General features: G+C 72.1%; 21 protein-coding genes and 1 riboswitch. Of the genes, 10 read left to right on the plus strand and 11 right to left on the minus strand.

Features of this window, described 5'->3' with window-relative positions:
- Nucleotides 1-46 precede the first annotated feature (46 nt).
- Entirely contained in the window at nt 47-3880 is a 3834-nt protein-coding gene (gene hrpA, locus ACSQ11_RS16270) for an ATP-dependent RNA helicase HrpA (protein WP_436007412.1), read from the minus strand.
- Nucleotides 3881-3991: 111 nt separating this feature from the next.
- Entirely contained in the window at nt 3992-4840 is an 849-nt protein-coding gene (locus ACSQ11_RS16275; protein ID WP_436007414.1) for a DUF2249 domain-containing protein, read from the minus strand.
- Between the two features lie 65 nt (nt 4841-4905).
- On the opposite strand from ACSQ11_RS16275, the gene ACSQ11_RS16280 reads away from it, so the two are divergent.
- From ACSQ11_RS16280 to ACSQ11_RS16290, 3 genes are read left to right on the plus strand one after another with little or no spacing between them, the layout of a single operon-like run.
- A complete protein-coding gene (locus ACSQ11_RS16280) occupies nt 4906-5667 on the plus strand; it encodes a helix-turn-helix transcriptional regulator (protein WP_436007416.1) in 762 nt (253 codons plus the stop codon).
- Nucleotides 5667-6827, plus strand: coding sequence for a hypothetical protein (locus tag ACSQ11_RS16285; RefSeq protein ID WP_436007418.1), 1161 nt, complete (start codon nt 5667-5669; stop codon nt 6825-6827). Before ACSQ11_RS16280 ends, ACSQ11_RS16285 begins: the two co-directional genes overlap by 1 nt.
- An 8-nt stretch (nt 6828-6835) precedes the next feature.
- Nucleotides 6836-9460 (plus strand): multicopper oxidase domain-containing protein, encoded by a 2625-nt coding sequence (locus ACSQ11_RS16290; protein WP_436007420.1) that lies wholly within the window; start codon nt 6836-6838, stop codon nt 9458-9460.
- Here the strand turns inward: ACSQ11_RS16290 and ACSQ11_RS16295 are convergent.
- The 3 genes from ACSQ11_RS16295 to ACSQ11_RS16305 all read right to left on the minus strand — a co-directional run bounded on the left by ACSQ11_RS16295 (nt 9447) and on the right by ACSQ11_RS16305 (nt 12399).
- Nucleotides 9447-10643, minus strand: a complete 1197-nt coding sequence (locus tag ACSQ11_RS16295) for a hypothetical protein (protein WP_436007422.1) — start codon at nt 10641-10643, stop codon at nt 9447-9449. The two genes, ACSQ11_RS16290 and ACSQ11_RS16295, sit on opposite strands and share 14 nt — an antisense overlap.
- Nucleotides 10640-10927, minus strand: a complete 288-nt coding sequence (locus ACSQ11_RS16300; protein ID WP_436007424.1) for a hypothetical protein — start codon at nt 10925-10927, stop codon at nt 10640-10642. The genes ACSQ11_RS16295 and ACSQ11_RS16300 overlap by 4 nt, the downstream gene beginning before the upstream one ends.
- Nucleotides 10928-11061: 134 nt before the next feature.
- Entirely contained in the window at nt 11062-12399 is a 1338-nt protein-coding gene (locus tag ACSQ11_RS16305; RefSeq protein ID WP_436007426.1) for a bifunctional o-acetylhomoserine/o-acetylserine sulfhydrylase, read from the minus strand.
- A 17-nt stretch (nt 12400-12416) separates the two neighbouring features.
- Nucleotides 12417-12532, minus strand: a riboswitch (SAM riboswitch).
- Between the two features lie 97 nt (nt 12533-12629).
- On the opposite strand from ACSQ11_RS16305, the gene mgrA reads away from it, so the two are divergent.
- On the plus strand, nt 12630-13700 hold the full coding sequence (gene mgrA / locus ACSQ11_RS16310) for an L-glyceraldehyde 3-phosphate reductase (protein ID WP_436007428.1): 1071 nt from the start codon (nt 12630-12632) through the stop codon (nt 13698-13700).
- A 3-nt stretch (nt 13701-13703) separates the two neighbouring features.
- Here the strand turns inward: mgrA and ACSQ11_RS16315 are convergent, their stop codons facing one another.
- Nucleotides 13704-14180, minus strand: coding sequence for a hypothetical protein (locus ACSQ11_RS16315; protein WP_436007430.1), 477 nt, complete (start codon nt 14178-14180; stop codon nt 13704-13706).
- Nucleotides 14173-14529, minus strand: a complete 357-nt coding sequence (locus ACSQ11_RS16320; protein WP_436007432.1) for a hypothetical protein — start codon at nt 14527-14529, stop codon at nt 14173-14175. Before ACSQ11_RS16320 ends, ACSQ11_RS16315 begins: the two co-directional genes overlap by 8 nt.
- 40 nt (nt 14530-14569) lie before the next feature.
- Between ACSQ11_RS16320 and ACSQ11_RS16325 the strand changes: the two genes are divergently transcribed.
- The gene (locus ACSQ11_RS16325; RefSeq protein ID WP_436007434.1) at nt 14570-15880 is read left to right on the plus strand and encodes an alpha/beta fold hydrolase; all 1311 of its coding nucleotides are present in this window, start codon (nt 14570-14572) and stop codon (nt 15878-15880) included.
- A 34-nt stretch (nt 15881-15914) separates the two neighbouring features.
- On the opposite strand, the gene ACSQ11_RS16330 is transcribed toward ACSQ11_RS16325, so the two are convergent.
- Nucleotides 15915-16721 (minus strand): tryptophan-rich sensory protein, encoded by an 807-nt coding sequence (locus ACSQ11_RS16330; protein ID WP_436007436.1) that lies wholly within the window; start codon nt 16719-16721, stop codon nt 15915-15917.
- A gap of 100 nt (nt 16722-16821) precedes the next feature.
- On the opposite strand from ACSQ11_RS16330, the gene ACSQ11_RS16335 reads away from it, so the two are divergent.
- The 4 genes from ACSQ11_RS16335 to ACSQ11_RS16350 all read left to right on the plus strand — a co-directional run bounded on the left by ACSQ11_RS16335 (nt 16822) and on the right by ACSQ11_RS16350 (nt 20650).
- Nucleotides 16822-17487, plus strand: a complete 666-nt coding sequence (locus ACSQ11_RS16335; RefSeq protein ID WP_436007438.1) for a cobalamin B12-binding domain-containing protein — start codon at nt 16822-16824, stop codon at nt 17485-17487.
- 84 nt (nt 17488-17571) lie between these two features.
- Nucleotides 17572-17868, plus strand: a complete 297-nt coding sequence (locus ACSQ11_RS16340; RefSeq protein WP_436007440.1) for a hypothetical protein — start codon at nt 17572-17574, stop codon at nt 17866-17868.
- Nucleotides 17865-19442, plus strand: coding sequence for a hypothetical protein (locus tag ACSQ11_RS16345; RefSeq protein ID WP_436007442.1), 1578 nt, complete (start codon nt 17865-17867; stop codon nt 19440-19442). The genes ACSQ11_RS16340 and ACSQ11_RS16345 overlap by 4 nt, the downstream gene beginning before the upstream one ends.
- A gap of 35 nt (nt 19443-19477) precedes the next feature.
- Nucleotides 19478-20650, plus strand: a complete 1173-nt coding sequence (locus tag ACSQ11_RS16350) for a hypothetical protein (RefSeq protein WP_436007444.1) — start codon at nt 19478-19480, stop codon at nt 20648-20650.
- Between the two features lie 129 nt (nt 20651-20779).
- Here ACSQ11_RS16350 and rocD read toward each other — a convergent pair whose 3' ends face one another.
- Together rocD and pdxH are read right to left on the minus strand one after the other, a co-directional pair.
- Complete coding sequence (rocD, locus tag ACSQ11_RS16355; RefSeq protein ID WP_436007446.1) at nt 20780-22009, minus strand: ornithine--oxo-acid transaminase; 1230 nt, start codon at nt 22007-22009, stop codon at nt 20780-20782.
- Between the two features lie 70 nt (nt 22010-22079).
- On the minus strand, nt 22080-22763 hold the full coding sequence (pdxH, locus tag ACSQ11_RS16360) for a pyridoxamine 5'-phosphate oxidase (protein ID WP_436007448.1): 684 nt from the start codon (nt 22761-22763) through the stop codon (nt 22080-22082).
- 96 nt (nt 22764-22859) lie between these two features.
- Between pdxH and ACSQ11_RS16365 the strand changes: the two genes are divergently transcribed.
- Nucleotides 22860-23318 (plus strand): GNAT family N-acetyltransferase, encoded by a 459-nt coding sequence (locus tag ACSQ11_RS16365; protein WP_436007450.1) that lies wholly within the window; start codon nt 22860-22862, stop codon nt 23316-23318.
- On the opposite strand, the gene ACSQ11_RS16370 is transcribed toward ACSQ11_RS16365, so the two are convergent.
- On the minus strand, nt 23315-23845 hold the full coding sequence (locus tag ACSQ11_RS16370) for a TIGR03086 family metal-binding protein (protein WP_436007452.1): 531 nt from the start codon (nt 23843-23845) through the stop codon (nt 23315-23317). The genes ACSQ11_RS16365 and ACSQ11_RS16370 overlap by 4 nt on opposite strands.
- Nucleotides 23846-23857: the final 12 nt, after the last annotated feature.

Consider the following 23857-nt stretch of genomic DNA (forward strand, 5'->3'; position numbering starts at 1 on the left):
GGGGTCACGTGTTCGGTCAAACGTGCCGGTGGCCGCGGAGATTCCCTCATGGCGTCGCCGCCGCGATCGCGTTGCGCACGCGCTTCTCGCTCACGGGGTGCGCGGTGCCCAGCGACTGGGCGAAGAGGCTGACTCGCAGCTCCTCGATCATCCAGCCGATCTCGGTCACCTCGGGTGCGTGTGTGGCGGTGGCCGGGAGGGCGTCGAGGAGGTCGGCGTATGCCGTCTCGATGCTGTCGACCTGTGCCTGCAGCTGGCTTTCACGCGGGTTCGTCGCGGCCCGCTCGAGTCGCTGGAGCATGGCCCTGAGGTAGCGCTGGAGGTGCGGCATCCGCGCCAGCCCGGAGTCGGCGACGAAGCCGGCGCGGACGAGGCCGTCGAGCTGCGCCCGGACGTCGGCGGTGGTGGTCGCGAGGCTGCGGGCGGCGGCGCCCGACTCGATCGCGTCGAGACGGCGGCGCACGTCACCGGCGAGGGCGAGCACTGGCTCGACCGCCTCGATGGTCAGGAGGACACGGGTGACGACGTGGGTGCGGACGGCGGTGTGCGCGGTCTCGAACTCCGCCTTGGTCCGGACCTCCCCGGCGACGTGCTCCGCGACGATGGCGTCGACCGCAGCCGCGAGGCAGTCCTCGAGGAGTGCGGGGACGGAGCCGTGGGGGTTCTGGCCGAGAGCGAGCTTCTGGGCGTTGCTGAGCCGGGCGAGCACCCGCTTCCACGGGGCGGTCGTGTTGAGCAGGAGCAGGCGTCGGACGCCCTGCCGGTGGGCCGCCGCGGCCGTGCCGGGGTGGTCGAGCACGCGCAGCGCGACGGATGTGCCCTCGTCGACCAGGGCCGGGTAGCCCTGGACGGTGTGGCCCGCCGAGCGGCCTTCGAAGGTGCGCGGGACGTCGTCGACCGTCCACGCCGTGAGTCCACGACGCTCGATCGACGCGCCCGCCCTGGCCATGCGCCGGCGCACGGCACCCTCGGACTTCGGGCGCAGCTCGTCGAGGTCCTTGCCTCGGGCGACGACCCGGCCGCCCGGCGCCTCGACCGAGAACGTGATGCGCAGGTGGTCCGGGACCCGGCTCCAGTCCCACTCCCCCGGCGGGATGCTCACGCCGGTGCGCTCACGCAGGACCCGGGCCAGCTCGTCCGTGAACGCCGCGCCGGAGGTGGCGTCGGCGGCGGCCAGCGCAGCATGAGCGTGGTCCGGGGTCGGGACGAAGTGCCGGCGGGTCGCCTTGGGCAGCGACTTGAGCAGGGCGACGGCGAGGTCCTCGCGCAGACCGGGGACCTGCCAGTCGAAGCCGTCGGCGCTCACGCGGTTGAGCACGGCGGTGGGGACGTGGACGGTGACGCCGTCGGCGGCCTCGCCCGGCGAGAACTGGTAGGTCACGTCGAGCTCGAGGTCGCCCTGACGCCACGAGCGCGGGTAGTCGCCGGCCGAGACCGCGTCGGCGTCCTCGCGGGTGAGCAGCTCCTCGGTGAACGTCAGCAGGTCGGGCCGGCGTCGCTGCTCGCCCCTCCACCACCGGTCGAAGTGGCGCGCCGACGTGACGTCCGGCGGGATGCGCGCGTCGTAGAACTCGAAGACGACCTCGTCGTCGACGATGAGGTCGCGGCGGCGGGCCCGCTCCTCCAGCTCCGAGAGTCGCTGCAGGAGAGCGGTGTTCGCCTTCCAGAATTTGTGGTGGGTGTCCCAGTCACCCTCGACGAGGGCGTGGCGGATGAAGAGGTCGCGCGCCTCCTCCTGGTTGATCCGGCCGTACTGCACGGTGCGGTCCACGACGAGCGGGACGCCGTAGAGGGTGACCCGCTCGGAGGCGATGACGCTCCCCTGCGACTTGCTCCACCGGGGCTCGCTGAACGTCCGCTTGACCACGTGCGCGCCGACCTCCTCGGCCCACAGCGGGTCGATGGCGGCGTTGACCCGGGCCCACAGCCGCGTCGTCTCGACGAGCTCGGCGGCCATGACGACGTCGGGCTGCTTCTTGAACAGGCCCGACCCCGGGTTGATGCCGAACCGCGAACCGCGCGCGCCGGCATACTCACGCTTCTGCTCGTCACGCACGCCGACGTGCGAGAGGAGACCCGCGAGGAGGGCCTTGTGCACGAGGTCCCAGTCGGGTTCGCCTCCTGCGGAAGCGGTGCTCTGCTCGGAGTCGATGCGCGCCTGCTTGCACGCGCTGCGGAGCTGCTGGTGCAGGTCCTGCCACTCGCGGATCCGGAGGTAGTGGAGGAACTCGGCCTTGCACATCCGGCGAAAAGCGCTGCCGGACAAGGCTTTCTGCTGCTCCTTGAGGTAGCGCCACAGGGCGTGGAAGCCGGCGAAGTCGGAGGTCTCGCTCTTGAAGCGCGCGTGCTGCTGCTGGGCCTGCGCCTCCTTGTCGACGGGCCGCTCGCGCGGGTCCTGGATCGACAGCGCGGCGACGATGACGAGGACCTCCTTGGTGCAGCCGAGTCGCCCCGCCTCGATGAGCATGCGTCCCATGCGCGGGTCGAGCGGCAGTCTCGCGAGCGTCTTGCCGTATGCCGTGAGCCGCTTCTCGCCCCGCCTCCCCTGCCCGTCGCGCAGGGCGCCGAGCTCGTCGAGCAGCCGGACGCCGTCGGCGATCTGGCGCGGGTCCGGGGGGTCGACGAACGGGAAGCGGGCGATGTCGCCGAGCCCGAGCGCGGTCATCTGGAGGATGACCGCGGCCAGCGACGTGCGCTGGATCTCGGGCTCCGTGAACTCGGCACGGCTCTCGAAGTCCTCCTCCGAGTAGAGCCGGATCGCGATGCCGTCCGCGACGCGGCCGCACCGACCCGAACGCTGGGCCGCACTCGCCTGTGAGATGGGCTCGATGGGCAGCCGCTGGACCTTGGTGCGCTGGGAGTAGCGCGAGATGCGGGCGGTTCCGGTGTCGATGACGTAGCCGATGCCGGGCACGGTGAGCGAGGTCTCGGCGACGTTGGTGGCGAGGATGATCCGGCGACCCTTGCCCCGGGTGAAGACCCGGTGCTGCTCGGCTGACGACAGACGGGCATAGAGCGGGAGCACCTCGGTGCTCGGCAGGGCGAGCGCGTTGAGGGCGTCCGCGGCGTCGCGGATCTCGCGCTCGCCCGAGAAGAACACGAGGATGTCGGTCGCCGTGTGGCCCGGTGGGGTCTCGGTCCACAGCTCGGTGACGGCGTCGCAGACCGCGGTGACCTGGTCGCGCTCCTCGATGACGTGACCGCCCTCGGCGCGCTCGACGAGCGGGCGGTAGCGGATCTCGACGGGGTAGGTCCGGCCGGAGACCTCGATGACGGGGACCTCGCGCACCGCCTTGCCGTGGGCGTCCGTGGCGAAGTGCTCGGCGAAGCGGGCGGGGTCGATCGTCGCCGAGGTGATGACGACCTTGAGGTCCGGCCGGCGCGGCAGAAGGGACTTGAGGTAGCCGAGGATGAAGTCGATGTTGAGCGAGCGCTCGTGGGCCTCGTCGATGATGATCGTGTCGTACCGGCGCAGGTCGCGGTCGCGTTGCATCTCGGCGAGCAGGATGCCGTCGGTCATGACCTTGACCCGGGTGCGGTCGCTGGAGTGGTCGGTGAAACGCACCTGGTAGCCGACGAGGTCGCCGAGCTCGACCTCCATCTCCTCGGCGATGCGCTCGGCGACCGAGCGGGCGGCGATCCGCCGGGGTTGGGTGTGGCCGATCTGCCCGGTGGCGCCGAGGCCGAGCTCGAGGCACATCTTGGGCAGCTGCGTCGTCTTGCCGGAGCCGGTCTCTCCGGCGATGACGACGACCTGGTGGTCACGGATCGCGGCGAGGATGTCGTCGCGGCGCTCGACGACGGGGAGCTGCTCGGGGTACCTCAGGCGCTCGGGGTCGACCGGCCCACGGTCGGCGACGACGGGTCGGGGCTCGGGCACGCGCTCAAGGATAGGTCGGGCGCGGGACACGGGTCGTCCGAGTTCTCCGGCGCCGGCCGGTCGTCCGGCGCCGGAGAGGTCCCGCGGCGGGCTGGGCCGGCCTCCGCGAGGTCAGCCCCGGACGAGCTGGAGACGCCAGGCCTCCGGTCCCCGTTCGAGGTACTCGACCGTGAAGGCACCGGGGGCGCGTCCCTCGAGCTGGCGCAGAAAAGGCAGCGGGTCGTGCGGAGCGACGAGGACCAGGCCGCCGCCGGGCTCGACGCCGTCGAGGGCACCGAAGATCGTCGCGTGCCGGATGGCGTGCGGGACATCGCGTGCGTCGAGCTCGGGGTAGTCGGCGCCGTCGCTCTCGCCGCAGGCGCAGGCGCCACCGCACCCACCGCCCGGCGCCGGTTCGGCAGCCGAGGTGGGGGCTGCCTCGCGGCGGTCCCCGGCGTCGCCGTGTTCGTCGTGACCGTGGTCGGGGTCGTGGCTGTGCTCGTGGCCCCCGAGCAGCTCGTGCATCCCCGCGAGCGCCGCGGACAGCGACACGTCGGGCTTGCCCGCGAGCAGGGGGAGGATCTGGTCGTTCTCCTTCGCGAGGTGGCTGTCGAACGTCACCGCGAGGGCGCGTGCCTCGGCTGCGGCGTGCACGTGGTCGGGCGCCGCGGCGAGGCGGCCGACGAGCCCGACGATGAGGACGTGCTCGGCGAGCATCGCCTCGACGAGCAGGCCGGCGCGCTCGTCGGCGTGCGCGAGGGGATACATCGCCGCCTCCTCGGCACGGGCGTGCGGGACGAGGTCCCCCTCGGCCCAACGGACGAGGGCGTCGCGCGCCCGGAGGGCGGTCGCGTCGTCCGTCGCGTCGAGGACCCTGTCGACCAGCCCGGCGAGGGTGCCGGCCATGTGTGCGTGGTGCTGCTTCACCGCCTCGACGGCTTCGGAGTCGGACGCGGAGCTGGCGACGACGACGTCGTTCACGGTGGTTCCTTCCCTGAGGGCCCCCGGTTGGCGTGAGGCCGCATCTATTTAATACACTTTGTTCCGTGAATAATCCAATCCGGGCGACGGCGGCCCTTGACGAACGGATGGCTGCAGGCCTCGGCCCCCGTCCGGCCACGACGAGCAGGGTCCGCGAGGCGCCCAGCCGAGCCGCCGGCGCCGTCCTCGAGGTGCTCGAGCGCCTCGAGGCGCCGGTCTCGGTCGCGGAGGTCGCTGAGTCCACCGGCCAGCACTCCAACACCGTCCGTGAGCACCTCGACGCCCTCGTCGCCGCGCGGCTCGCGACACGCGAGGCCCGGGCCGCGACCGGGCGCGGTCGACCGGCCTGGTTGTATGCCGCGGTGCCGGCCCCCGAGCCCGGCGCACCCGAGTACGCCGGGCTCGCGACGGCCCTGGCGATGCAGCTGGCCGCCACCAGCCCCGACCCACGGCGTGAGGCCGCCGCTGCCGGTGAGCTGTGGGGGCGACGGCTCGCCGACGATCGCCGCCCCGAGCGCCGGGGCGCGGTAGCCGCCCGGCGGGCAGTCGTTGGGCTCTTGGGCCACCTCGGCTTCGAGCCGGCCACCGACTCCCGCGCCACCACGACCCGCCTCACGACGTGCCCCCTGCTCGAGGCCGCCGTGGACCAGCCCGACGTGGTCTGCTCGGTCCACCTCGGGATCGTGCGCGGGGCCCTCGACACGTGGGGTGCCGACGACGAGCCGGCCGCGCTCGTCCCGTTCGCCGAGCCCGGCGCCTGCCTTCTCCACCTCGGCCACGCAGCAACGCGCCGCGCCGGGTCGAGCGCCGGCCCTGCGAGGTCCTGATGCTGCGCGTCCGTGCCGATGCGAGCGACGACGCGACGGTGAACGCCTCGGCGACGTCCCTCCCTCCACGGACCCGTCGTGGTTCGGCTGTCCCGCCCGGGCTGTGGCGCGTCCCATTTCTCGTCCCCGGGGCGGTGGCCCTCCTTCTCGGGCTCGACGCCGGGCTGCTCCTCCTCGACGCCCCGGCTCTTCCCCTCGGCAGCCGCCTGCCGGACGTGCACGGCTTCCTGCTCGTCCTGGGCTTCGTCGGCACGCTCATCGCGCTCGAGCGAGCGGTCGCCCTGCGCCACCGCGCCGGCTACGCCGCGCCCGCACTGCTGGGGACGGGAGGGCTGCTCCTCGTTCCCACTGCGACCGGCAGGCTCGGACAGCTGCTCCTCGTGGCCGGATCGGCGGCGCTCGGCCTGGTCCTCGTCGCCCTCTGGCGACGACAGCGCGACGAGGCCGTGACCGTGCAGGCGCTCGGCAGTGTGCTCGCCCTCGGTGCATCGCTCCTGTGGCTGAGGGACGTGCCCGTGCCACGCCTCCTTCCCTGGCTCGCCGGCTTCGTCGTGCTCACCATCGCCGGCGAGCGCCTGGAGCTGGCCCGCATCGAGCTCGCGCGGTCCGGCCCGGTCGTCCTTGGCGCCTTCGGGCTCTGTGGGGCGGCGGTGGCGTCGCTGCTCTGGCCCGAGGCCGGCCAGGCCCTGTTCGGCCTCGTTCTCGCCGGACTCGTGGTCTGGCTCGCCGGACACGACGTCGCGAGACGGACTGTCCACGACACCGGTCTGCCCCGGTTCGCCGCCGCCTGCCTCCTCGCCGGCTACGCCTGGCTCGCCGTGGCAGCCCTGCTCTGGCTCCTCGGCAGCCCGGTCCTCGACGGAGCCACCTACGACGCGGTGGTCCACTGCGTCTTCCTCGGCTTCACGCTGTCGATGATCATGGCCCACGCCCCGGTCATCCTCCCGGCCGTGCTCCGGGTGCGACTGCCCTACCGGTCGGCTCTGTGGGCGCCGGCCGTGCTCCTCCACGGTTCGTTGCTGCTGCGCGTCGCGGTCGGTGACCTGCGTGGGTGGGAGCCGGCTCGGCAGCTGGGCGGTGCACTCAACGTCGCCGCGGTGCTCCTCCTCGTCGCGGTGCTCGCCCGGTCCGCGACGACGGCCGGGCGGCGAGCCGGATGAAGTCCCGCGTGAGGTGGCACGTGGCCGCCAACAGTGGCGTCGTCCTGTGGCTGCTCGCCCTCCTCGCCACCACCCTGACCCACCCCTTCCTGCCCGAGGCCCGCTGGCTCATGGTCCACCTGCTGCTGCTCGGTGCCGTGACGAACGCGATCCTCGTGTGGAGCACCCACTTCGCCCGCGCCCTCCTGCGCGCGGCACCGTCGAGGAGACGCTGGGAAGCTGTGCGCCTGCTTTCGCTCAACATCGGTGTCGCCACGGTGGTCGCCGGTGTCGTCGGCCAGGTGTGGCAGCTCGCCCTGTTCGGCGCCTTGGTCGTCGGCGCATCGGCTGCAGCACACGGCATCTCGCTACTTCGCCTCATGAGACGCGCCCTGCCCGGACGCTTCGGCACGACGATCCACCACTACGTGGGTGCCGCGCTCATGCTCCCGGTCGGAGCCATCCTCGGGACTCTCCTGGCACGAGAGCCAGCCGATCCTGTCCACGGCCGCCTGCTCGTCGCGCACCTCACCGTCAACGTGCTCGGCTGGGTGGGGCTCACCGTCATCGGCACGGTCCTGACCCTGTGGCCCACCATCCTGCGGACCCGCATCCCCGACGGTGCCGAGCGCTCCACCCGGCGCTCGCTCCCCGTACTCGTCCTCGGCCTCTCGGTGGTGGGCGCGGCAGCTGCCGCGGGGGCGCTCACCCTCGCCGCGCTGGGCGTGGTCACCTACCTCTGCGGAGCCCTCTGGTCCCTCAGTCCGCTCCTCGTCGCTGCCCGCACCAAGCCACCGCAGTCGTATGCCGCGTGGTCCGTGCTCGCGGCGACCGGCTGGTTCGTCGTCTCGGTCGCGTGGTTCGCGATGCTGCTCGCCACTGCTCCCGACTGGGCAGCCGCCGGCGAGAGCGGGAACCGGGTCGCGGTGCCACTTGCCGTCGGCTTCGCGGCACAGGTCCTCCTCGGGGCCCTCACCCACCTCGTGCCCGTGGTCCTCGGCGGCGGGCCGGCGCGCGTGCGCGAGCTCAACGCCACCCTCGAGCGAGGTGCCGCGCTGCGTGTCGTCGTCGCCAACACCGGTCTCCTCGTCTGCCTCCTGCCCTCCCCGAGCCTCGTCAGGGTCCTCGTCTCGATGCTCGTGCTGGGCGCGATGGCGTCCTTCGTGCCACTCCTCGGCGGGGCCCTGCGTCGCTCGCAGCGTCCGATCGGCCCCGTGCCGACCCACCCGGCCCGCCACGTGCCGGAGCCGGGAGCGGTGGTACGCGGACGGCATACGGGCATGGGAGCGCTCGGACTCGCAGCGGTCGTCCTCGCCGTGGCCGCGGGCGCCGCCGCCGACCCGAGCGCCCTGGGCGGCGTCGGACGCTCGGCGGCGGGGGGCATCAGTGCCACCGGGGCGACGACCACGGTGCGGGTGGAGGCCCGCGGGATGCGGTTCCACCCCGACCGGGTCGCGGTCCCGGCCGGCAACCGGCTCGTCGTCGAGCTCGCGAACGCAGACGAGGACGTGCACGACCTCGCCCTGGAGAGCGGCGAGCGCAGCGGACGCATCGCGCCCGGGTCGAGCGGAAGGCTGGAGGTCCCGGTGGTGGGCAGGGGTCTCGACGGCTGGTGCACCATCGCCGGCCACCGGCAGATGGGCATGCTGTTCGCCGTCGAGGTGACCGGCCTCGACGCGGCCACCCGGTCCGACTCGGTGGAGCATGCGGCCACTGGACACTCGACCCAGGAGAACGACAGCGACGCTGCGCCGCGGCAGAACGCCTCACCCGCACCGCGGTTCGACTTCATGGCCGCTCCCCTGCCCGGCTTCCGAGCACGCGACGCGGCCCTCCCACCGGCGTCGCCGAGCCGGACCCACCACGTGGAGCTCACCGTGCGCGAGGTCGAGCGCGAGGTGGGCGTCGGTGTGCGACAGCGGCTCTGGACGTTCAACGGCACGACGCCCGGTCCGGTGCTCCGAGGCCGGGTCGGTGACCGGTTCGTCATCACGCTGCACAACGAGGCCACGATCGGTCACTCGGTCGACTTCCACGCGGGGTCGCTGGCGCCCGACGGCGCGATGCGCACCATCGCGCCCGGGTCGAGCCACACCTTCTCGTTCACCGCCACGCGGGCCGGCGTGTGGATGTACCACTGCAGCACCATGCCGATGTCGCTGCACATCGCGAGTGGCATGTTCGGTGCCGTGGTCATCGACCCGCCCGGACTCGCGCCGGTCGACCGGGAGTACCTCCTCGTGCAGTCCGAGCTCTATCCGGGCCTGCCCTCCGCGGATGCCGACAAGGTCAACGCGGAGCGTCCGGACGCCGTCGTCTTCAACGGGTTCGCCAACCAGTACGACCACGACCCGCTTCGCGCGGGCGTCGGGGAGCGGGTGCGGCTCTGGGTGCTCGACGCCGGCCCGAACCGGGCGTCGTCCTTCCACGTCGTCGGAGGGCAGTTCGACACAGTCTTCGCCGAGGGTGCGTTCTCGCTGAGGCCCGGATCCCCGGGCAGCGTGGGCGGAGCCCAGTCGCTCGGGCTGCACCCCGCCCAGGGCGGGTTCGTCGAGCTGGCCCTGCCCGAACCAGGGCACTACCCGTTCGTCTCGCACCTCATGGTCGACGCCGAACGCGGGGCCCACGGGGTCCTCGAGGTCACTGCACCCTGAGCTCCACGGGCACCTCGCCTCTCTCACGCTCGCGACAGGCCGCCTGCTCCTGCCGCTCCACCCGGCCGTCGTGGACCCTGTCGACCTTCGCGGCGACGGTGGGGGCGTGCTTGAGCGTCATGCCGGCGACAAACATCCGCTGGGCCTGTGGACCGCCCGCTGTGGCGACCCGCCAGCCGTCGAGGACGGCGTTGTCGACGGCCCGCGTGGCCGCGTTGACAGCCTTGCCGGTCATGGACGTCGCGGCAGGAAGGGGCCGCGGTGGGATCCGGACCTGAGCGGGTGCCACCGGCAACCCGGCCTTGACCCGCCACCCGCGCACCCAGTCGTCGAACGTGGTCCGCGCGCCCGCGCCGAGCCGGGACCCGGTCGACGGGTGGGTCACCTTGGTGAAGACCCGCTGTCCGCGCTCGACGGCGACCCTGACGCCCACCGCGGAGCCGGCGGCCATGACCGAGCCCGCGGCCGTCCCGACGGCGACGAGCGCGTTCGTGCCCACCTGCTTCCACGAGCCCTCGTCGTAGAAGACGAGGAGACCCACCTCGCTGAGTGTGCCCGTGGCGGCGCCGGCGACGCCGATGAGCTTGAGCCGGCCCGGCAGCATCCCGCCGAGCATGGCGACCGGCTTGGACACCGTCCCCGCCCCGACGACCGCCCTGTATGCCGTGGTGTCCTCGATCCCGTCCCGCGCCAGGGCCCGCAGCGCTCGGGTGCACGAACGGTCCGCCTCGCGGTGGAGCTCGACGGCTCGGGCATGGCGCCGCTCGGCGTCATCGATGAGGGCGATCTCGGCGTTCATGGCGCGCTCGAGATCCTGTTGCTCGACCGGGTCGACGGCGAACCCACGCCGGCTCATGAAGGCGTCGTGCCGGTGCCACGCCTCGTCGTGCGCGATCATCGCCCGGGCCACCTCGTGCTGGGCTGCCTCGAGCGAGTCGGCGAGGGTGCGCAGCGCCCGGGACGCACCGGCATACCTCTCGATGACGGCGGCGATCACGGGTGGTGGCGCCTGGACGGCCGCCTCGAACGCGTGCCCCGACGGACTGTCCCAGCGCACGCCGGCGCGTAGGCCGAGCAGCACGGTGTTGACGGCCGACAGCCGGGTGGCGCCACCCGTGAGGGCCTCTGCAAGCAGGCGCAGCCGTTCGGGATGGCCGCTGAGCGGGAGCAGCGCCCGGGTCACTGGGACCCCCCGGCGAGGGACCGGCCGACCCTCTCCTCGGTCTCGACGAAGGCGGCTCCGGCAACCGAAGCCCTGTCGGAGAGGTCGGCCAGCTGCTCGACGAGGGCGAGCCGCTGACGGCGCCACCCCGCCATGAGGTGGTCGAAGGCCGCCGCCGCGTCGCCGGGACCGAACGCGGCTGCGTCCTCACCGCCGTCGCCCGCCTGCGCCAGCTGCGCGCTGATGTCGCCGAGCGAGACCCCGAGCTGGGCGATCCACTCCGCCTCGATGCGCATCGTCGTCATGGCGACGACGCTAGGGCGAACCGCGGGCACGGCCGTCGAGTTGTCCACAGCCCCCGGGCCCTCGCTCAGGCCCAACGACTTCTTGCCCGGATGCGACAGGCTCGCTGGCGCATCCGGGCAAGAAGTCGGGGTGCTCAGGCGCCCTTCGCCGCGGTGAAGCCCTGCTCGAGGTCGGCGAGGATGTCGTCGATGTGCTCGATGCCGACTGCGAGGCGCACGAGCCCGGGCGTCACGCCCGCGGCCAGCCGGTCCGAGTCGGGTCCCTGCGAGTGGGTCGTCGTCGCCGGGTGGATCGCCAGCGAACGGACGTCGCCGAGGTTGGCGACGTGCGAGTGCAGCCGCAGCGACTCGACGAACGTCCGACCGGCCTCGACTCCGCCGGCGATCTCGAACGCGAGGACGGCGCCGGAGCCCTTGGGCGTGTACTTCTGCGCGAGCTCGTAGTAGTCGTCGCCCGGCAGCGAGGCCCAGCGCACCGACTCGACCTGCTCGTGGCCCCGGAGGAACTCCGCGACCTTGCGGGTGTTCTCGAGGTGCCGGTCGATGCGGAGGCTGAGCGTCTCGATGCCCTGCGCGATGAGGAACGCGTTGAACGGCGCCACAGCCGGACCGAGGTCGCGCAGCAGCTGGACCCGCGCCTTGAGGATGTAGGCGAGGTTGGCGCCGAGAGCACCGCCGACGCCGAGGTCACGCGCGAAGACCAGCCCGTGGTAGCTCTCCTCGGGCGTGTTGAAGTTCGGGAACCTCTTGGGGTCCTTGCCGAAGTCGAACGTGCCACCGTCGACGATGACGCCGGCGATGGTCGTGCCGTGGCCGCCGAGGTACTTCGTCGCCGAGTGCACGACGATGTCGGCGCCGTGCTCGAGCGGGCGCAGGACGTAGGGCGTCGCGACGGTGTTGTCGACGATGAGCGGGACACCTGCCTCGTGGGCCACCGCGGCCACGGCCTCGATGTCGAGGATCTCGATCTTGGGGTTCGAGATGGTCTCGCCGAAGAACAGCTTCGTGTTGTCCTGCACCGCTGCTCGCCACGACTCCGGGTCAGCCGGGTCGTCGACGAAGGTCACCTGGATGCCGAACTTCGGCAGCGTGTGCTTGAGCAGGTTGAACGTGCCGCCATAGAGCGACGGCGACGCGACGACGTGGTCGCCGGCCTCGGCGACGTTGAGGATCGCGAGGGTCTCGGCGGCCTGCCCGGACGCGACGAGGAGGGCACCGACGCCACCTTCGAGCGAGGCGATGCGCTGCTCGACGGCGTCCTGCGTCGGGTTCATGATGCGCGTGTAGATGTTGCCGAACTCCTTGAGCGCGAACAGGTTTGCCGCGTGCTCGGTGTCCTTGAAGACGTAGGAGGTCGTCTGGTAGATCGGCAGTGCGCGTGCACCTGTCGTCGGGTCGGGCTCCTGCCCGGCATGGATCTGACGGGTCTCGAAGGACCAGTTCGGGGTGCCGGAAGTGGGGTCGTCGGCCATGGCCTTGCTCCTTGTGTGTGCCGTGCTTGCGGGACGTCGGTCGACGTCGCGCCCGGTCTTCACCCGGGGCACCCCACCGCGGTTGGAGGGTTGCCGGCCAGCGAGCCGGGGCTTGTCGCTGGCACTCATGACCTGGTCCCCACGGTAGCCGCGCGTGACCGGCATACGACATCGGCGTCTCGGAAGGTGGACCATCCCGTGGTGACGCTGGGCGCGGGCAGAATGGACGCATGACCTTCCACGTCGACGAGTACAAGGCGGCCGCTGGCCGCTACCGCGCTGGTATGCCGTTCCGCCGGGTCGGGCGGTCGGGTCTCGACCTGCCGGCCATCTCGCTGGGCCTGTGGCACAACTTCGGTGACGACGTCCCGCTCGAGCGTCAGCAGGCGATCCTGCGTCGCGCGTTCGACCGGGGCATCACCCACTTCGACCTCGCGAACAACTACGGGCCTCCCTACGGCAGCGCCGAGCGCAACTTCGGGACCCTCTTCGCCCGCGACTTCAGGCCGTACCGCGACGAGCTCGTCATCAGCAGCAAAGCCGGTTACGACATGTGGCCCGGCCCCTACGGACAGGGCGGGGGCGGCCGCAAGTACATCCTCGCGAGCGCCGACCAGTCGCTGAAGCGGATGGGGCTCGACTACGTCGACATCTTCTACAGCCACCGCTTCGACGAGACGACCCCGCTCGAGGAGACGATGGGCGCGCTGGACTCCCTTGTGCGACAGGGCAAGGCGCTCTACGTCGGCATCTCGTCCTACTCCGGCCCCCGCACCCGCGAGGCCGTCGAGATCCTGCGCGAGCTCGGCACTCCCCTGCTCATCCACCAGCCGTCCTACTCGATGCTCAACCGTTGGGTCGAGTCTGCAACTGCCTCCGGCGGCGGCGCAGGCCTCCTCGACGTCCTGGAGGAGACCGGCGTCGGGTGCATCGCGTTCTCGCCGCTGGCGCAGGGGATGCTCACGAGCAAGTACCTCAAGGGCGTCCCCGAGGGGTCACGCGCCTCGCAGGGCAAGAGCCTGTCGCCCGACCTGCTCACCGAGGAGTCGCTCAAGCACGTCCGCGCGCTCAACACGATGGCCAAGAAGCGCGGCCAGACGCTCGCCCAGATGGCACTCGCCTGGCTGCTGCGCGACGACCGGGTGACGTCGGTGCTCGTCGGCGCCTCCAGCGTCGAGCAGCTCGACGACAACCTGCTCGCGGTCAAGAACCTCGGCTTCAGTGATGATGAGCTCGCGAAGATCGACAAGCACGCCGTCGACGCGGGCATCAACCTCTGGGCGACGTCCTCGAACCACTGAGGCTCAGGCGTCCGTGCGGGTCCCGTCGGGGCCCGCACGCAGGCCTGCGTGGCGCACCTTGGTGAGCCACCAGATGCCGAGCACCGGCAGCACGAGCGGCACGTAGCCGTAGCCCGAGCCGAAGTGCGACCAGACCGTCTTGTCCGGGAAGGCGCTCGGGACGGCATACGAGAGGGCCCCGACGACGAGCACCCCGACGAGCTCGACGGTGCACGCCAGCAGCGCCACTCGCGTCGATGCGCGGTCACCGCGGGCCATCCCGACGGTCGCCACGATGTAGATCACGGCTGCCAGCGCCGAGAGCAGGTAGGCCAGCGGCGCGCGGCTGAAGTACTCGAGGATCTGCAGGATCGAGCGCCCCGTCGCCGCGAGCGCGAGGACGCCGTAGACCACGACGAGGATGCGTCCCGGACCTCGGCCCGAGTGCGTGGGCGCAGTGGCGTCGGCGTCGTCGGTACCGAGGTCGGAGGCGTCAGGCATAGATGTCCCAGATCTGCTGGAGGCGGAGGGTCATGACGATGACGGCGAACGCGCCGACGGCGACCGAGGCCATCGCCCAGCGCGTCTTGTCCTTGATCGCGCCCCAGGTCGTGATGCCGAGGACGAACGGCAGCGTGACGATGTATGCCGCGAACGTCGCCCGGTGCCCGTCGAGGCTTCCGATGCCCGCCAGCCCGGCGACGAGCTGGACGATGACCCCGAGCTCGACGAGGGCGACGAGGCCGAGCAGCCAGTTGTCGATGAGCCGGTCGAACAGCGTGTAGGCCAGGGCCATGAGGGTGAGGAGCGCCGCGGCGGCGACGAGCACCTGGGTGAGCAGGAGGAGCACGGCGGACAGCCTACGTCGCGGGTTTGGTTGGATTGCAGGCATGACCTCAGCGCAGATCGGCGACGTCCGGATCGAGTACGTCGTCGACGGTCCCGACGACGGCGAGCCGATGCTCCTCATCATGGGTATGGGCGCCCAGCTGGTCGCATGGCCGCAGGATCTCGTGGACCTGCTCGTCGAGCGCGGCTTCCGGGTGGTTCGCTACGACAACCGCGACCAGGGTCTGTCCTCCTTCACGGATGCCCCCGCCCCGACGCGTGGCGACATCGCCCGCGGGCTCGCCGCCCGACGGCTGGCCCGCTCGGACTACACCCTGGGCGACCTCGCCGCCGATGCAGCGGGCCTCCTCGAGCACCTCGGCATCGCGTCGGCGCACGTCGTCGGCGCGTCGATGGGCGGGATGATCGCCCAGGAGCTCACCGTCACCCGACCCGAGATGGTGCGATCGCTCTGCTCGATCATGTCCAACACCGGTCACCGGCGCTACGGACGGACGTCGGCCAAGCTGCTTCCCGCGCTGCTGCGCCAGATCCGCGCGAACCCGCCACGCACCCGTGACGAGGCCGTGGCTGCCAGCGTCGAGGCGTTCCGGGTCATCGCCGGGCACGACTTCGACGCCGACGAGATGCGTCTCATGGCGCAGGCGCACGTGGAGCGCGGCGCGGTGACGTCGGTGAGCCGCGACCGTCAGCTCAACGCGATCAACGCCTCCCCGGACCGCACGCCGCGGCTGCGGCGGATCACGGCGCCGACGCTCGTCATCCACGGCCTGCGCGACAGGCTGGTCCTGCCTAGCGGTGGGGTGGCGACGGCGCGGGCGATCCCGGGCTCACGCCTCCTCGTCTTCCCCGAGATGGGACACGACCTTCCCCGTGGGCGACGGGTCGAGATGGCCGACGCGATCGCGACGAACGCGGCCCGCGCCGGGTCCGCCGACAGCACGCGAGCCGCCGACGTTCGCGCGATCGATGGCATCGTCGACGAGTTCTTCGCAGCGTTCTCGACCGGAACCGGCCTCGACGAGCGGATGGACCGCCTGGCCGAGCTGTTCCTTCCCGGGGCCAGGATCGTTGCGGCACAGGGGGACTCGGTCCGCTCCTTCGACGTCGGCGAGTTCATCGAGCCCCGTCGTGCCCTCCTCGCCGAGGGCGGGACCCTCGAGTCGTTCCGCGAGTGGGCGAGGCCGGGCCGCGTCGAGATCTTCGGCGACGTCGCCCACTGGTTCGGGGAGTACGCCAAGGAGGGCGTGCAGGACGGCGAAGCCTTCACGGGTCGCGGCGGCAAGTCGATCCAGCTCGTGCGCACCGGTGGAGCGTGGCGGATCAGCGCCGCCGCGTGGGACGACGCCTGAGGGACGACGCCTGAGAGACGACGCCTGAGGGACGTCAGACCGCCTCGGGCCGGACAGGGCTCGAGCGCCGACCGACGGTGAGAGCCACCGCGGAGATCGCGACCGCGGCAGCAGCAACGAGGGCGAACGCGCCGACGACGGACGACTGCGGCTCGTCGGAAAACCGCCCGAAGGCCAGCCATGACAGGCCCCAGACCGCGGAGGCGGCCACGCCCCACCGGGTGGGCTCGGCGCGCATCAGGGCCACTGCGACGGACGTCACGAGAGCGAGCGCCAGCACGGCGGCGACGACGGCACCCCCACGCGTGACGTTGACCCCGCTGTTGCCGAGCGCCGCAGCGACGTTGGCGAACGTCGCGACGGCGACCCAGCCGAGATAGAGCCCGGCCGTGATCCGCACGAGCCACGTCCCCGCGGGACCGGCGGCATGGTCGCCGGCGGAGGCGAGCTCGAGCGCGAGCCGGGCGAGGACGAGCAGCAGCGCGAGGATGACGAGCACGCTCACCCAGATCCACCCCTGCTGCGTCACGAGCAGCCAGACGGCGTTGAGGACCATCGAGCCGGCGACCATCCACCCCGTCCGGCGCGCGAGCTCGCTGCGTCCCGGCCCGGGCAGCCACTGCCACACGGTGTAGGCGGCAAGCCCGATGTAGATCACCGACCAGATCGAGAACGCCGGCCCGGCCGGAGCGAGCAGGGTGGCGTCCGCCGAGAGCGAGCCGCCGGACGACTCCTCCACGCGGGTACCGATGACCCCGACGCCGACGAGCGTTCCGAGCACGCAGAAGATCTCGGAGAGGGTCACGACGACCTGACGTGTGCGATCCGACGACATGTCCATGTGAGCAGCCTGCCACCCGTCACCCGGTCGAGACCCGCACGACGTACCCGTCTGATGACATATCTGCAGGTCCGGGCGCTGGACCCCCTACACTTCGGAGGTGACCACCACCCCAGCAGCGACGATGCCGGTCGACGCGATGCTCGTCGCCGCACGCGCCATGGACGAGCGCACGCTGCGCGCGCTGCTTCGTGACGAGGCCCGCAGTCACGGCGTGAACGCCACGATCACCGACGTCGTGCTGCCCTTCCTCAACGCTGTCGGTCAGGCATGGGAGCGCGGCGACTGCTCGGTCGCCTCCGAGCACTTCGCCAGCCAGGTGACCCGGTCGTGGCTCACGGCGGCAGCGGTCAGCGACCCGGACGCTCCGTCCACCGCGGTGGACCCCGTTGTCCTGGCCTGCCCGCCCGGTGAGCGTCATGACCTCGGCCTGCTGTGCTTCCACGTCCTCCTGGTGCGATCCGGTGTGCCGTCGCGGTTCCTCGGCTCCGACACGCCGCTGCCGGGTCTGGCCAACGTGTGCCGGGCCATCGGGGCATCAGGTGTCGTCGTCGCGGCGACCCGTCCGCGCGTGTTCGAGGCGCACGCCGGCGCGCTGCGCACGCTGGCGCGGCACTACCCGCTTGCCATCGGCGGCGCAGGAGCCGACTCGGACATGGCCGAGCGCGTCGGCGCCACCTTCCTGCCGGGCGACATGCGGCGCTCGCTCGCCCACCTCGTCCGCTGGCACCGTGGTGAAGCCGGCGGCGTGACCGTCTCGGCCTAACCGTCTCGGCCTGACCGTCTCGGCCCGACCGCACGGGGAGTCCTCCCCATTCCCGGCACGGCCCGACGCTCCTACGCTGGTCCCATGACGCTCCGGATCCAACCCGGAGAGGTACGCACTGCCTGGACTCTGGGGGCCGCCGAGGCACGCACGGACCTGGGGAACACGACGACGGACCTCTCGAACGCCCAGGGCTCCTCCATGGGCGACCTCGCGGACGACCTCGCGTATGCCGTGGGGCGGGTTCGCGGGGTCACGACGACGACCTCGCGCGTCCTCGAGTCCTTCGACACCAACGTCGAGTCGTGCCTCACGACCTACGAACGGACCGACCACGCCTCCGCCGGTGCGTTCACCTCCCTCACTCCCCCGCAGCCATGAGCATCACCGACGTCATCGACAAGCTGCAGGGGGTCATCGCCAACCTGCAGGACGTCGACCTGTGGCCGCCGTGGGACGCGGCCCAGACGATCGTCAACCTCGTCGGGGACCTGGTCACCATCGCGACGGAGGCACCGGGGCCCGCGCCCACGGACATCGACGACGCCGCCTCGGCGTGGCGCCGTCTCGGGCGGACGTGGAACGGCGCCTGCACCGACGTCACCCGCACGCACGACAAGACGACGACCACGGTCTGGGAGGGCGACGCCGGCGACGGCTACCGCGCCTCGCTCACCGCTCTCGTGGACCGGATGGACTCCGTCGAGCCCGCCACCCGCGCGATCGACAGCGCGCTCGGAACGCTGAGCACCGACATGGAGTCGGCCCGGACGAGGCACGCCGACGCCTGGGTCGAGCTCGACGAGCACCGGTCGATCTCGTGGGGCGACCTCAACCCGTTCGCGCTCAAGGACAAGATCGCGGGCATCCTCCAAGCAGTCCTCCACGGGGCACAGGAGCTTCTCGGCGCCTACCAGGACGCCGACTCGGCGATCACCACGGCGGCTCGGCTCATCCGCAACGCCGTCGACGAGCTCGAGCTGCCCCACGAGCTCCCCGAGGGCGTCGACCCCGTGAGCGGCGTCAACCTCTTCGTCGGTGGCGGCGACGGCAACGACTCCGGACCACTGCGCGGCAACACCGTCGCCCGCGCCAACGACGCGATGGCCGCCATGACACCGGCCGAGCGGGCAGAGGCTCAGCGCCTGCTCGCCGCCGCACCCGACGACACCGCGCGGGGCTGGCTCCTCGCGGCCATCGCGGCCGGGGCCACGGGGGCCACCTTGCTCAACTACTCGACGAAGCTGGGGCAGCTGTCACCGGCGCAGCGACGAGCCCTCGACCCGACGACCCACCCCGGCATCCTCCGGCAGCCGGACGGCACGACCTGCGGCTCCTCGAGCCTGCTGCTCGCCTCGATGCTCAACGACCCGCTCTACGCCATGCGCGTCCTCACCGGCTACGACCCCCGGACCGGTCAGCAGGTCCCGGACCCCGGGCCGGTCCCCAACGACCGCAACCCCCTGGGCCCGGGGGCCACACCCGAGCAGATCGCGATGCACAACCGGTTCCAGCACGACGCCATCGACCTGCACCACCAGACCAACGGCCTCACGACGCACGACGGCAAGTTCAACGGCTGGTGGCCCGAGGCTGCCGGCACGAGCCCCGGCTCGGCCGCACGCCAGATGTCCGGGGACGGCGGCTCCGGGACGGGCGGGGACTACGAGACCCGTTACGTCGACCCCGGTGACCCCGGCGACGCCTACGACCGGATCGCCCGAGCCGTCGACAACGGCCAGGCGGTGCCCGTCTACACCTACGACGTCGACGGCACGGACAACGCCGGCTCCCACATCGTGCTCGTCACCGGCACCGAGGACGGCAACCTGCGCGTCTACGAGCCAGAGTCGGGCGAGACTCGCACGACGACCCGCGAGGACTTCGTCAACCGCGACCTCGGCGGCTCGATGGGCTGGGACAAGCCGCTCGTGGCGATCCTGCCGCCCGAGTGAGCGCGTGGCAAGGTGTGGGCATGCAGCGTGCGGGGATGCGGGGGGCGAACGCGATCGGGCTCGGCCTGGCGGGCATCCTCGCCGTCGTGACGCTGGCCGGCTGCCAGACGGAGAAGGACGGACGCACCTTCCCCGACGCCACGGACCTCACCCGCGCTCAGGCTGCGTGGTCCGACCCGTGGATCGCGGCTGCGAAGGCCACCACCGTCGGACCGAACGGTCCGGCGCCCGCAGTGAGCCGCTCCGTCGCCGGTCGCGCCTACGTCACGACCAGCGCACCTCGGGCTGCCGTCGCCACCGAGGTCAGGGCGGCGACCGGCGCCGGGTGGAACCTCGTCCAGGCGGAGTGCGCACCTGACGAGCAGGGCTTCCCCGGGGCTGCGAGTGCCCAGCTCGTCCGCGGCACGGGTGACGACGCCATCACGGCCCTGCTCCGGGCGTCGACGGCCCTGCCCGACACCACTCCCTCGGCCTCCGGCTCGCCGGTTCCGGGCGCCTCCGACCGCACGCAGGTCGGCCTCGAGGCGGTGGTCCCCCACCACCTCGAGCGGGCTCCCGCGCCGTCCCCCTCGCTCGACCCGGCAACCACCTGCCTGTTCACCGGCGCCGCACCCACCGCGTCCCCCACCGACACCGCGGCGCCCCCCGTCGTGTCCAGTCCCGCGGCTCTGACCGGCGAGCGAGTGAAGCCTCCTGTCTGGCCCGACGAGGACACGAGCGACATGGCTGCCGACGTCAAGGTCATCGAGGGTGACCCGGGCCTGGCCTCGCTCGGACTGAAGGTGGGCACGCCCGGCTCGCGCGGCGAGTCCGAGGCCCGCGACGCGGCCGGCGGTTCTGTCTCGGGGGTGGCCGCCCCCGGCGGGCTTCCCGCGCTCGTGGACTCGCTCACCTCGAGCGGGTGGGTTCTCACGTATGCCGCGTGCATCGGTCCCGGGGCTCCCAACGTCGCCGAGCTGACCCGGCCCGCCGGCACGCGATCCGCGGTGCTGCGCCTGTCGCAGGTCGCCGCTCCCCCGGCATCGTCCGGACCGTCGACCCCGGCGTCGGTCGACGCCACCGTCGTCCTGTCCACTCCCGGCTACAGCCTCGCCGTCCCGGCCACTGTCGACGACCCCTGCTTCAGCGCGTCACCGTCCCCGACGTCGTTCTCGCACAGCGGAACCCCGCATCTGGGGCCCACGCGGATGTTCCCGCTCATCCGCTGACCACGTCGCGTCCCTGACCCGGTGAGGCACCCACAGCTCGCCAGTCGAGACCGCCGCCAGCAGAACGGCGCCGCGCCACCACGAGGTGGTGCGGCGCCGTTCTCATGGCGCGACGTGTCGAGCCTCAGGTCAGGCCTCGAGCGAGTCCTTGACCGCGGCCACGAGCTGGTCGACCTCGTCCTCGGTGATGACGAGCGGCGGCGCGAGACGGATCGTCATGCCGTGCGTGTCCTTGGCGAGGATGCCGCGCTCCATGAGGCGCTCGCACAGCTCGCGACCGGACGGACCGCCGGGCGTGACGTCGAGGCCGGCCCAGAGACCGCGGACGCGCACCTCGTCCAGACCGTGGCCCACGAGCGGCTGCAGGCCGGCGAGCAGGCGCTCACCGAGGCGACGCGCGCGGTCCTGGTACTCGCCGGTGGCGAGCAGACGGCATACCTCGTGCCCGATCGCGGCAGCGAGCGGGTTCCCGCCGAAGGTCGAGCCGTGCGAGCCGGGCGTGATGACGCCGAGGACGTCGGTGTTGGCCGCGACGGCGGAGACGGGATAGAGGCCGCCGCCGAGCGCCTTGCCGAGGATGTACATGTCGGGCACGACCTCCTCGAGGTCGCACGCGAAGGTCGTGCCGGTGCGCGCGAGACCGGACTGGATCTCGTCGGCGACCATGAGGACGTTCTCCTCGGAGCACAGGACGCGCAGGTCGCGCAGGAAGCCCTCCGGCGGGACGACGACGCCGCCCTCGCCCTGGATCGGCTCGAAGAGCACCGCGACGGTGAACTCGTCGATGGCCGAGCGGACCGACTCGATGTCGCCGTAGCGGACCGCGCGGAAGCCCGGCGTGTAGGGGCCGTAGTTGTCGTGGGCGACCTTGTCGTCGCTGAAGCTGATGATCGTCGTCGTGCGACCGTGGAAGTTGCCCTCCATGACGATGATGTTGGCCTGGTCCTCGGGCACGCCCTTGACCTCGTAGCCCCAGCGACGGCTCACCTTGATCGCGGTCTCGACGGCCTCGGCGCCGGAGTTCATCGGCAGCACCATGTCCTTGGCGGTGAGCTCGGCGAGGGCCTTGGCGAAAGGGCCGAGCTGGTCGTTGAAGAAGGCGCGGCTCGTGAGCGTCAGGGTGCCGACCTGCTCGCGGGCGCGCTCGACGAGCTGCGGGTGCGAGTGGCCGAAGTTGAGGGCGGAGTAGCCCGCGAGGCAGTCGAGGTAGCGCTTGCCGTCGACGTCGGTGACCCAAGCGCCCTCGCCGCTGGCGAGCACGACCGGGAGCGGGTGGTAGTTGTGCGCCGCATAGCGCTCGGTCGTCTCGATGTGCTGCTCGGTCGTGGCGGCGGGGGTGGTGCCGTTGTCGGGCGTCATTGCGGTGTCACTTCCTTCGTGGTGGAGGTCGCGGCCACTGTATCCGCGGCCGGTCGGGGCTGACGAAGGCTCAGGGTTGACGTCGGCTCAGGGTCCAGGCGCCGGCGTCGTCGAGGTCGCCGTCGCCGGTCCTGGTGAAGACGAGGCGGTCGTGCAGCCGGTTGGTCCGCCCGCCCCAGAACTCGACCTCGTCGCACCGGACGCGGTAGCCACCCCAGAAGTCCGGCAGGGGCACGTCGTCCGCGTTGCCCCGGTCCGGCCAGCGGACGGCATACGACTCGTATGCCGTCTCGAGCTCGGCGCGCGAGGCGGCCGGTTGCGACTGGCGCGAGGCCCACGCGGAGATGCGCGAGGCCCACGGGCGGCTGGCGAAGTAGTCGGCGACCTCGGTGCGGTCGAGCAGCTCGGCGCGGCCGCGGAACCGGATCGCCCGGAACATCGCCGGCCACGTGAGCGAGGCGGCGATGGCGTCGTTGCCGGCGAGCTCCTGTCCCTTCGCGGACTCGGTGTTGGTGAGGAAGCCGGGGCCGCGCTCGTCGAAGTAGCGCATGAGGACGGTGCGCACGTTGGGGGCGCCCTCGGTGTCGACCGTGGCGACCGAGAGGGCGTGCGGCTCGGGGACGTCGGCCTGGGCGCGCGAGCGCTCGACCGCCTCACCGACCCAGATCTGGGCCTGCTGCCAGGGAGTCGGTGCGACCTCGTCCTCGGAGATGCCGGTGCCGGTGTAGTCGATGCGGGTGACGTCGTTGTTCACGGAACCGAGCGTATGCCGCCCGCTCGCGGCGGTGCTGCCGCCTCCCCTCTCCCTCCCCCTCGCTGCCGTCGTGGGTGCGGGCGGTTGGATGGTCGGGTGCTGACGATCGCTGCCGCCGACCTCTCCGACCCGGAGCTGCTCGGCTTCCTGCAGGACCATCTCGACGACCTCGCGCCCACCGCTCCCCCGGAGAGTCGGCACGCCCTCGACGTGGACGGGCTGCGTCGGCCCGGTGTGCGGATGTGGGTGGCTCGGGACGGTGTGCGGTTGGTGGGGACGGTGGCCCTGGCTCCCCTCGAGGTGGGTCACGAGGAGCTCAAGAGCATGCGGACCTCACCGGAGTCGCGTGGCCGCGGAGTGGGTGCGTCGCTGCTGCGGTACGCGCTGGACGATGCCCGCGCTCGGGGTGTCGCGCGAGTCTCGCTCGAGACGGGGAGCATGGAGTTCTTCGCGTCCGCGCGCTCGCTCTACCGGCGGGCGGGGTTCGTGCAGTGTCCGCCGTTCGGGTCCTACGTGAAGGACCCGAACAGCACGTTCTTCTCGATGCCCCTCTAGGACGCGGGCACGGTCCTGCCGGCGAACGCGGCGAGTCGGTCCTGGATCGGGGCGTCGTCGCTCGCCTCGACCTCGGGACCGAAGACGCCCTTGCGGTTGTCCGGGGTGAGGTTGTCCCGCATGAACGCCAGCGCCTGCTCGGCGACCTCGTCGTCGAGCGTGGTGTCACTGTGGATGGAGTGGGCGAGGTCCCAGCCGTGGACGGCGTACTCGGGCAGGGCGGCGCCCGAGATGGCCTCGGCCTCGCCCGACGTGACCTTGGCGGCGAGCTCGTCGGCGGAGGACCGGAACTCGGCCGCCGGGTCGTCCCCGATGTCCGGTGTCGAGGCCCAGTCGACGTCCTGGCCCGCAGCCATGTCGGCGAACCGCTGCGGCGAGGCGACGACGTGCTTGACGAGGTCACCCACCGTCCAGTCCTGACAGGTCGAGGGCTTGTCGTAGTGGTCGGGGCTCACCTCGTCGAGCAGACCCGCGGTCTGGTCGAGAGCGCGGGTGAGCAGGGCACCGGCGTCGGTCTGGGAGCTCATGGGTGGAACCTT

Origin of the sequence: Knoellia sp. LjRoot47, from assembly GCF_964253435.1 — a bacterium.
In the GTDB taxonomy this organism is placed as follows: Bacteria; Actinomycetota; Actinomycetes; order Actinomycetales; family Dermatophilaceae; genus Knoellia.

Coding starts and splice junctions, on each gene's coding strand:
- ACSQ11_RS16300 (WP_436007424.1), bottom strand. CDS start 10,927: ATGACGACGATGCGCATCGAGGCGGAGTGGATCGCCCAGCTCGGGGTC.
- ACSQ11_RS16345 (WP_436007442.1), top strand. CDS start 17,865: ATGAGCATCACCGACGTCATCGACAAGCTGCAGGGGGTCATCGCCAAC.
- ACSQ11_RS16305 (WP_436007426.1), bottom strand. CDS start 12,399: ATGGCCGACGACCCCACTTCCGGCACCCCGAACTGGTCCTTCGAGACC.
- ACSQ11_RS16330 (WP_436007436.1), bottom strand. CDS start 16,721: ATGGACATGTCGTCGGATCGCACACGTCAGGTCGTCGTGACCCTCTCC.
- ACSQ11_RS16315 (WP_436007430.1), bottom strand. CDS start 14,180: ATGCCTGACGCCTCCGACCTCGGTACCGACGACGCCGACGCCACTGCG.
- ACSQ11_RS16340 (WP_436007440.1), top strand. CDS start 17,572: ATGACGCTCCGGATCCAACCCGGAGAGGTACGCACTGCCTGGACTCTG.
- ACSQ11_RS16350 (WP_436007444.1), top strand. CDS start 19,478: ATGCGGGGGGCGAACGCGATCGGGCTCGGCCTGGCGGGCATCCTCGCC.
- mgrA (WP_436007428.1), top strand. CDS start 12,630: ATGACCTTCCACGTCGACGAGTACAAGGCGGCCGCTGGCCGCTACCGC.
- rocD (WP_436007446.1), bottom strand. CDS start 22,009: ATGACGCCCGACAACGGCACCACCCCCGCCGCCACGACCGAGCAGCAC.
- ACSQ11_RS16325 (WP_436007434.1), top strand. CDS start 14,570: ATGACCTCAGCGCAGATCGGCGACGTCCGGATCGAGTACGTCGTCGAC.
- ACSQ11_RS16285 (WP_436007418.1), top strand. CDS start 5,667: ATGCTGCGCGTCCGTGCCGATGCGAGCGACGACGCGACGGTGAACGCC.
- ACSQ11_RS16370 (WP_436007452.1), bottom strand. CDS start 23,845: ATGAGCTCCCAGACCGACGCCGGTGCCCTGCTCACCCGCGCTCTCGAC.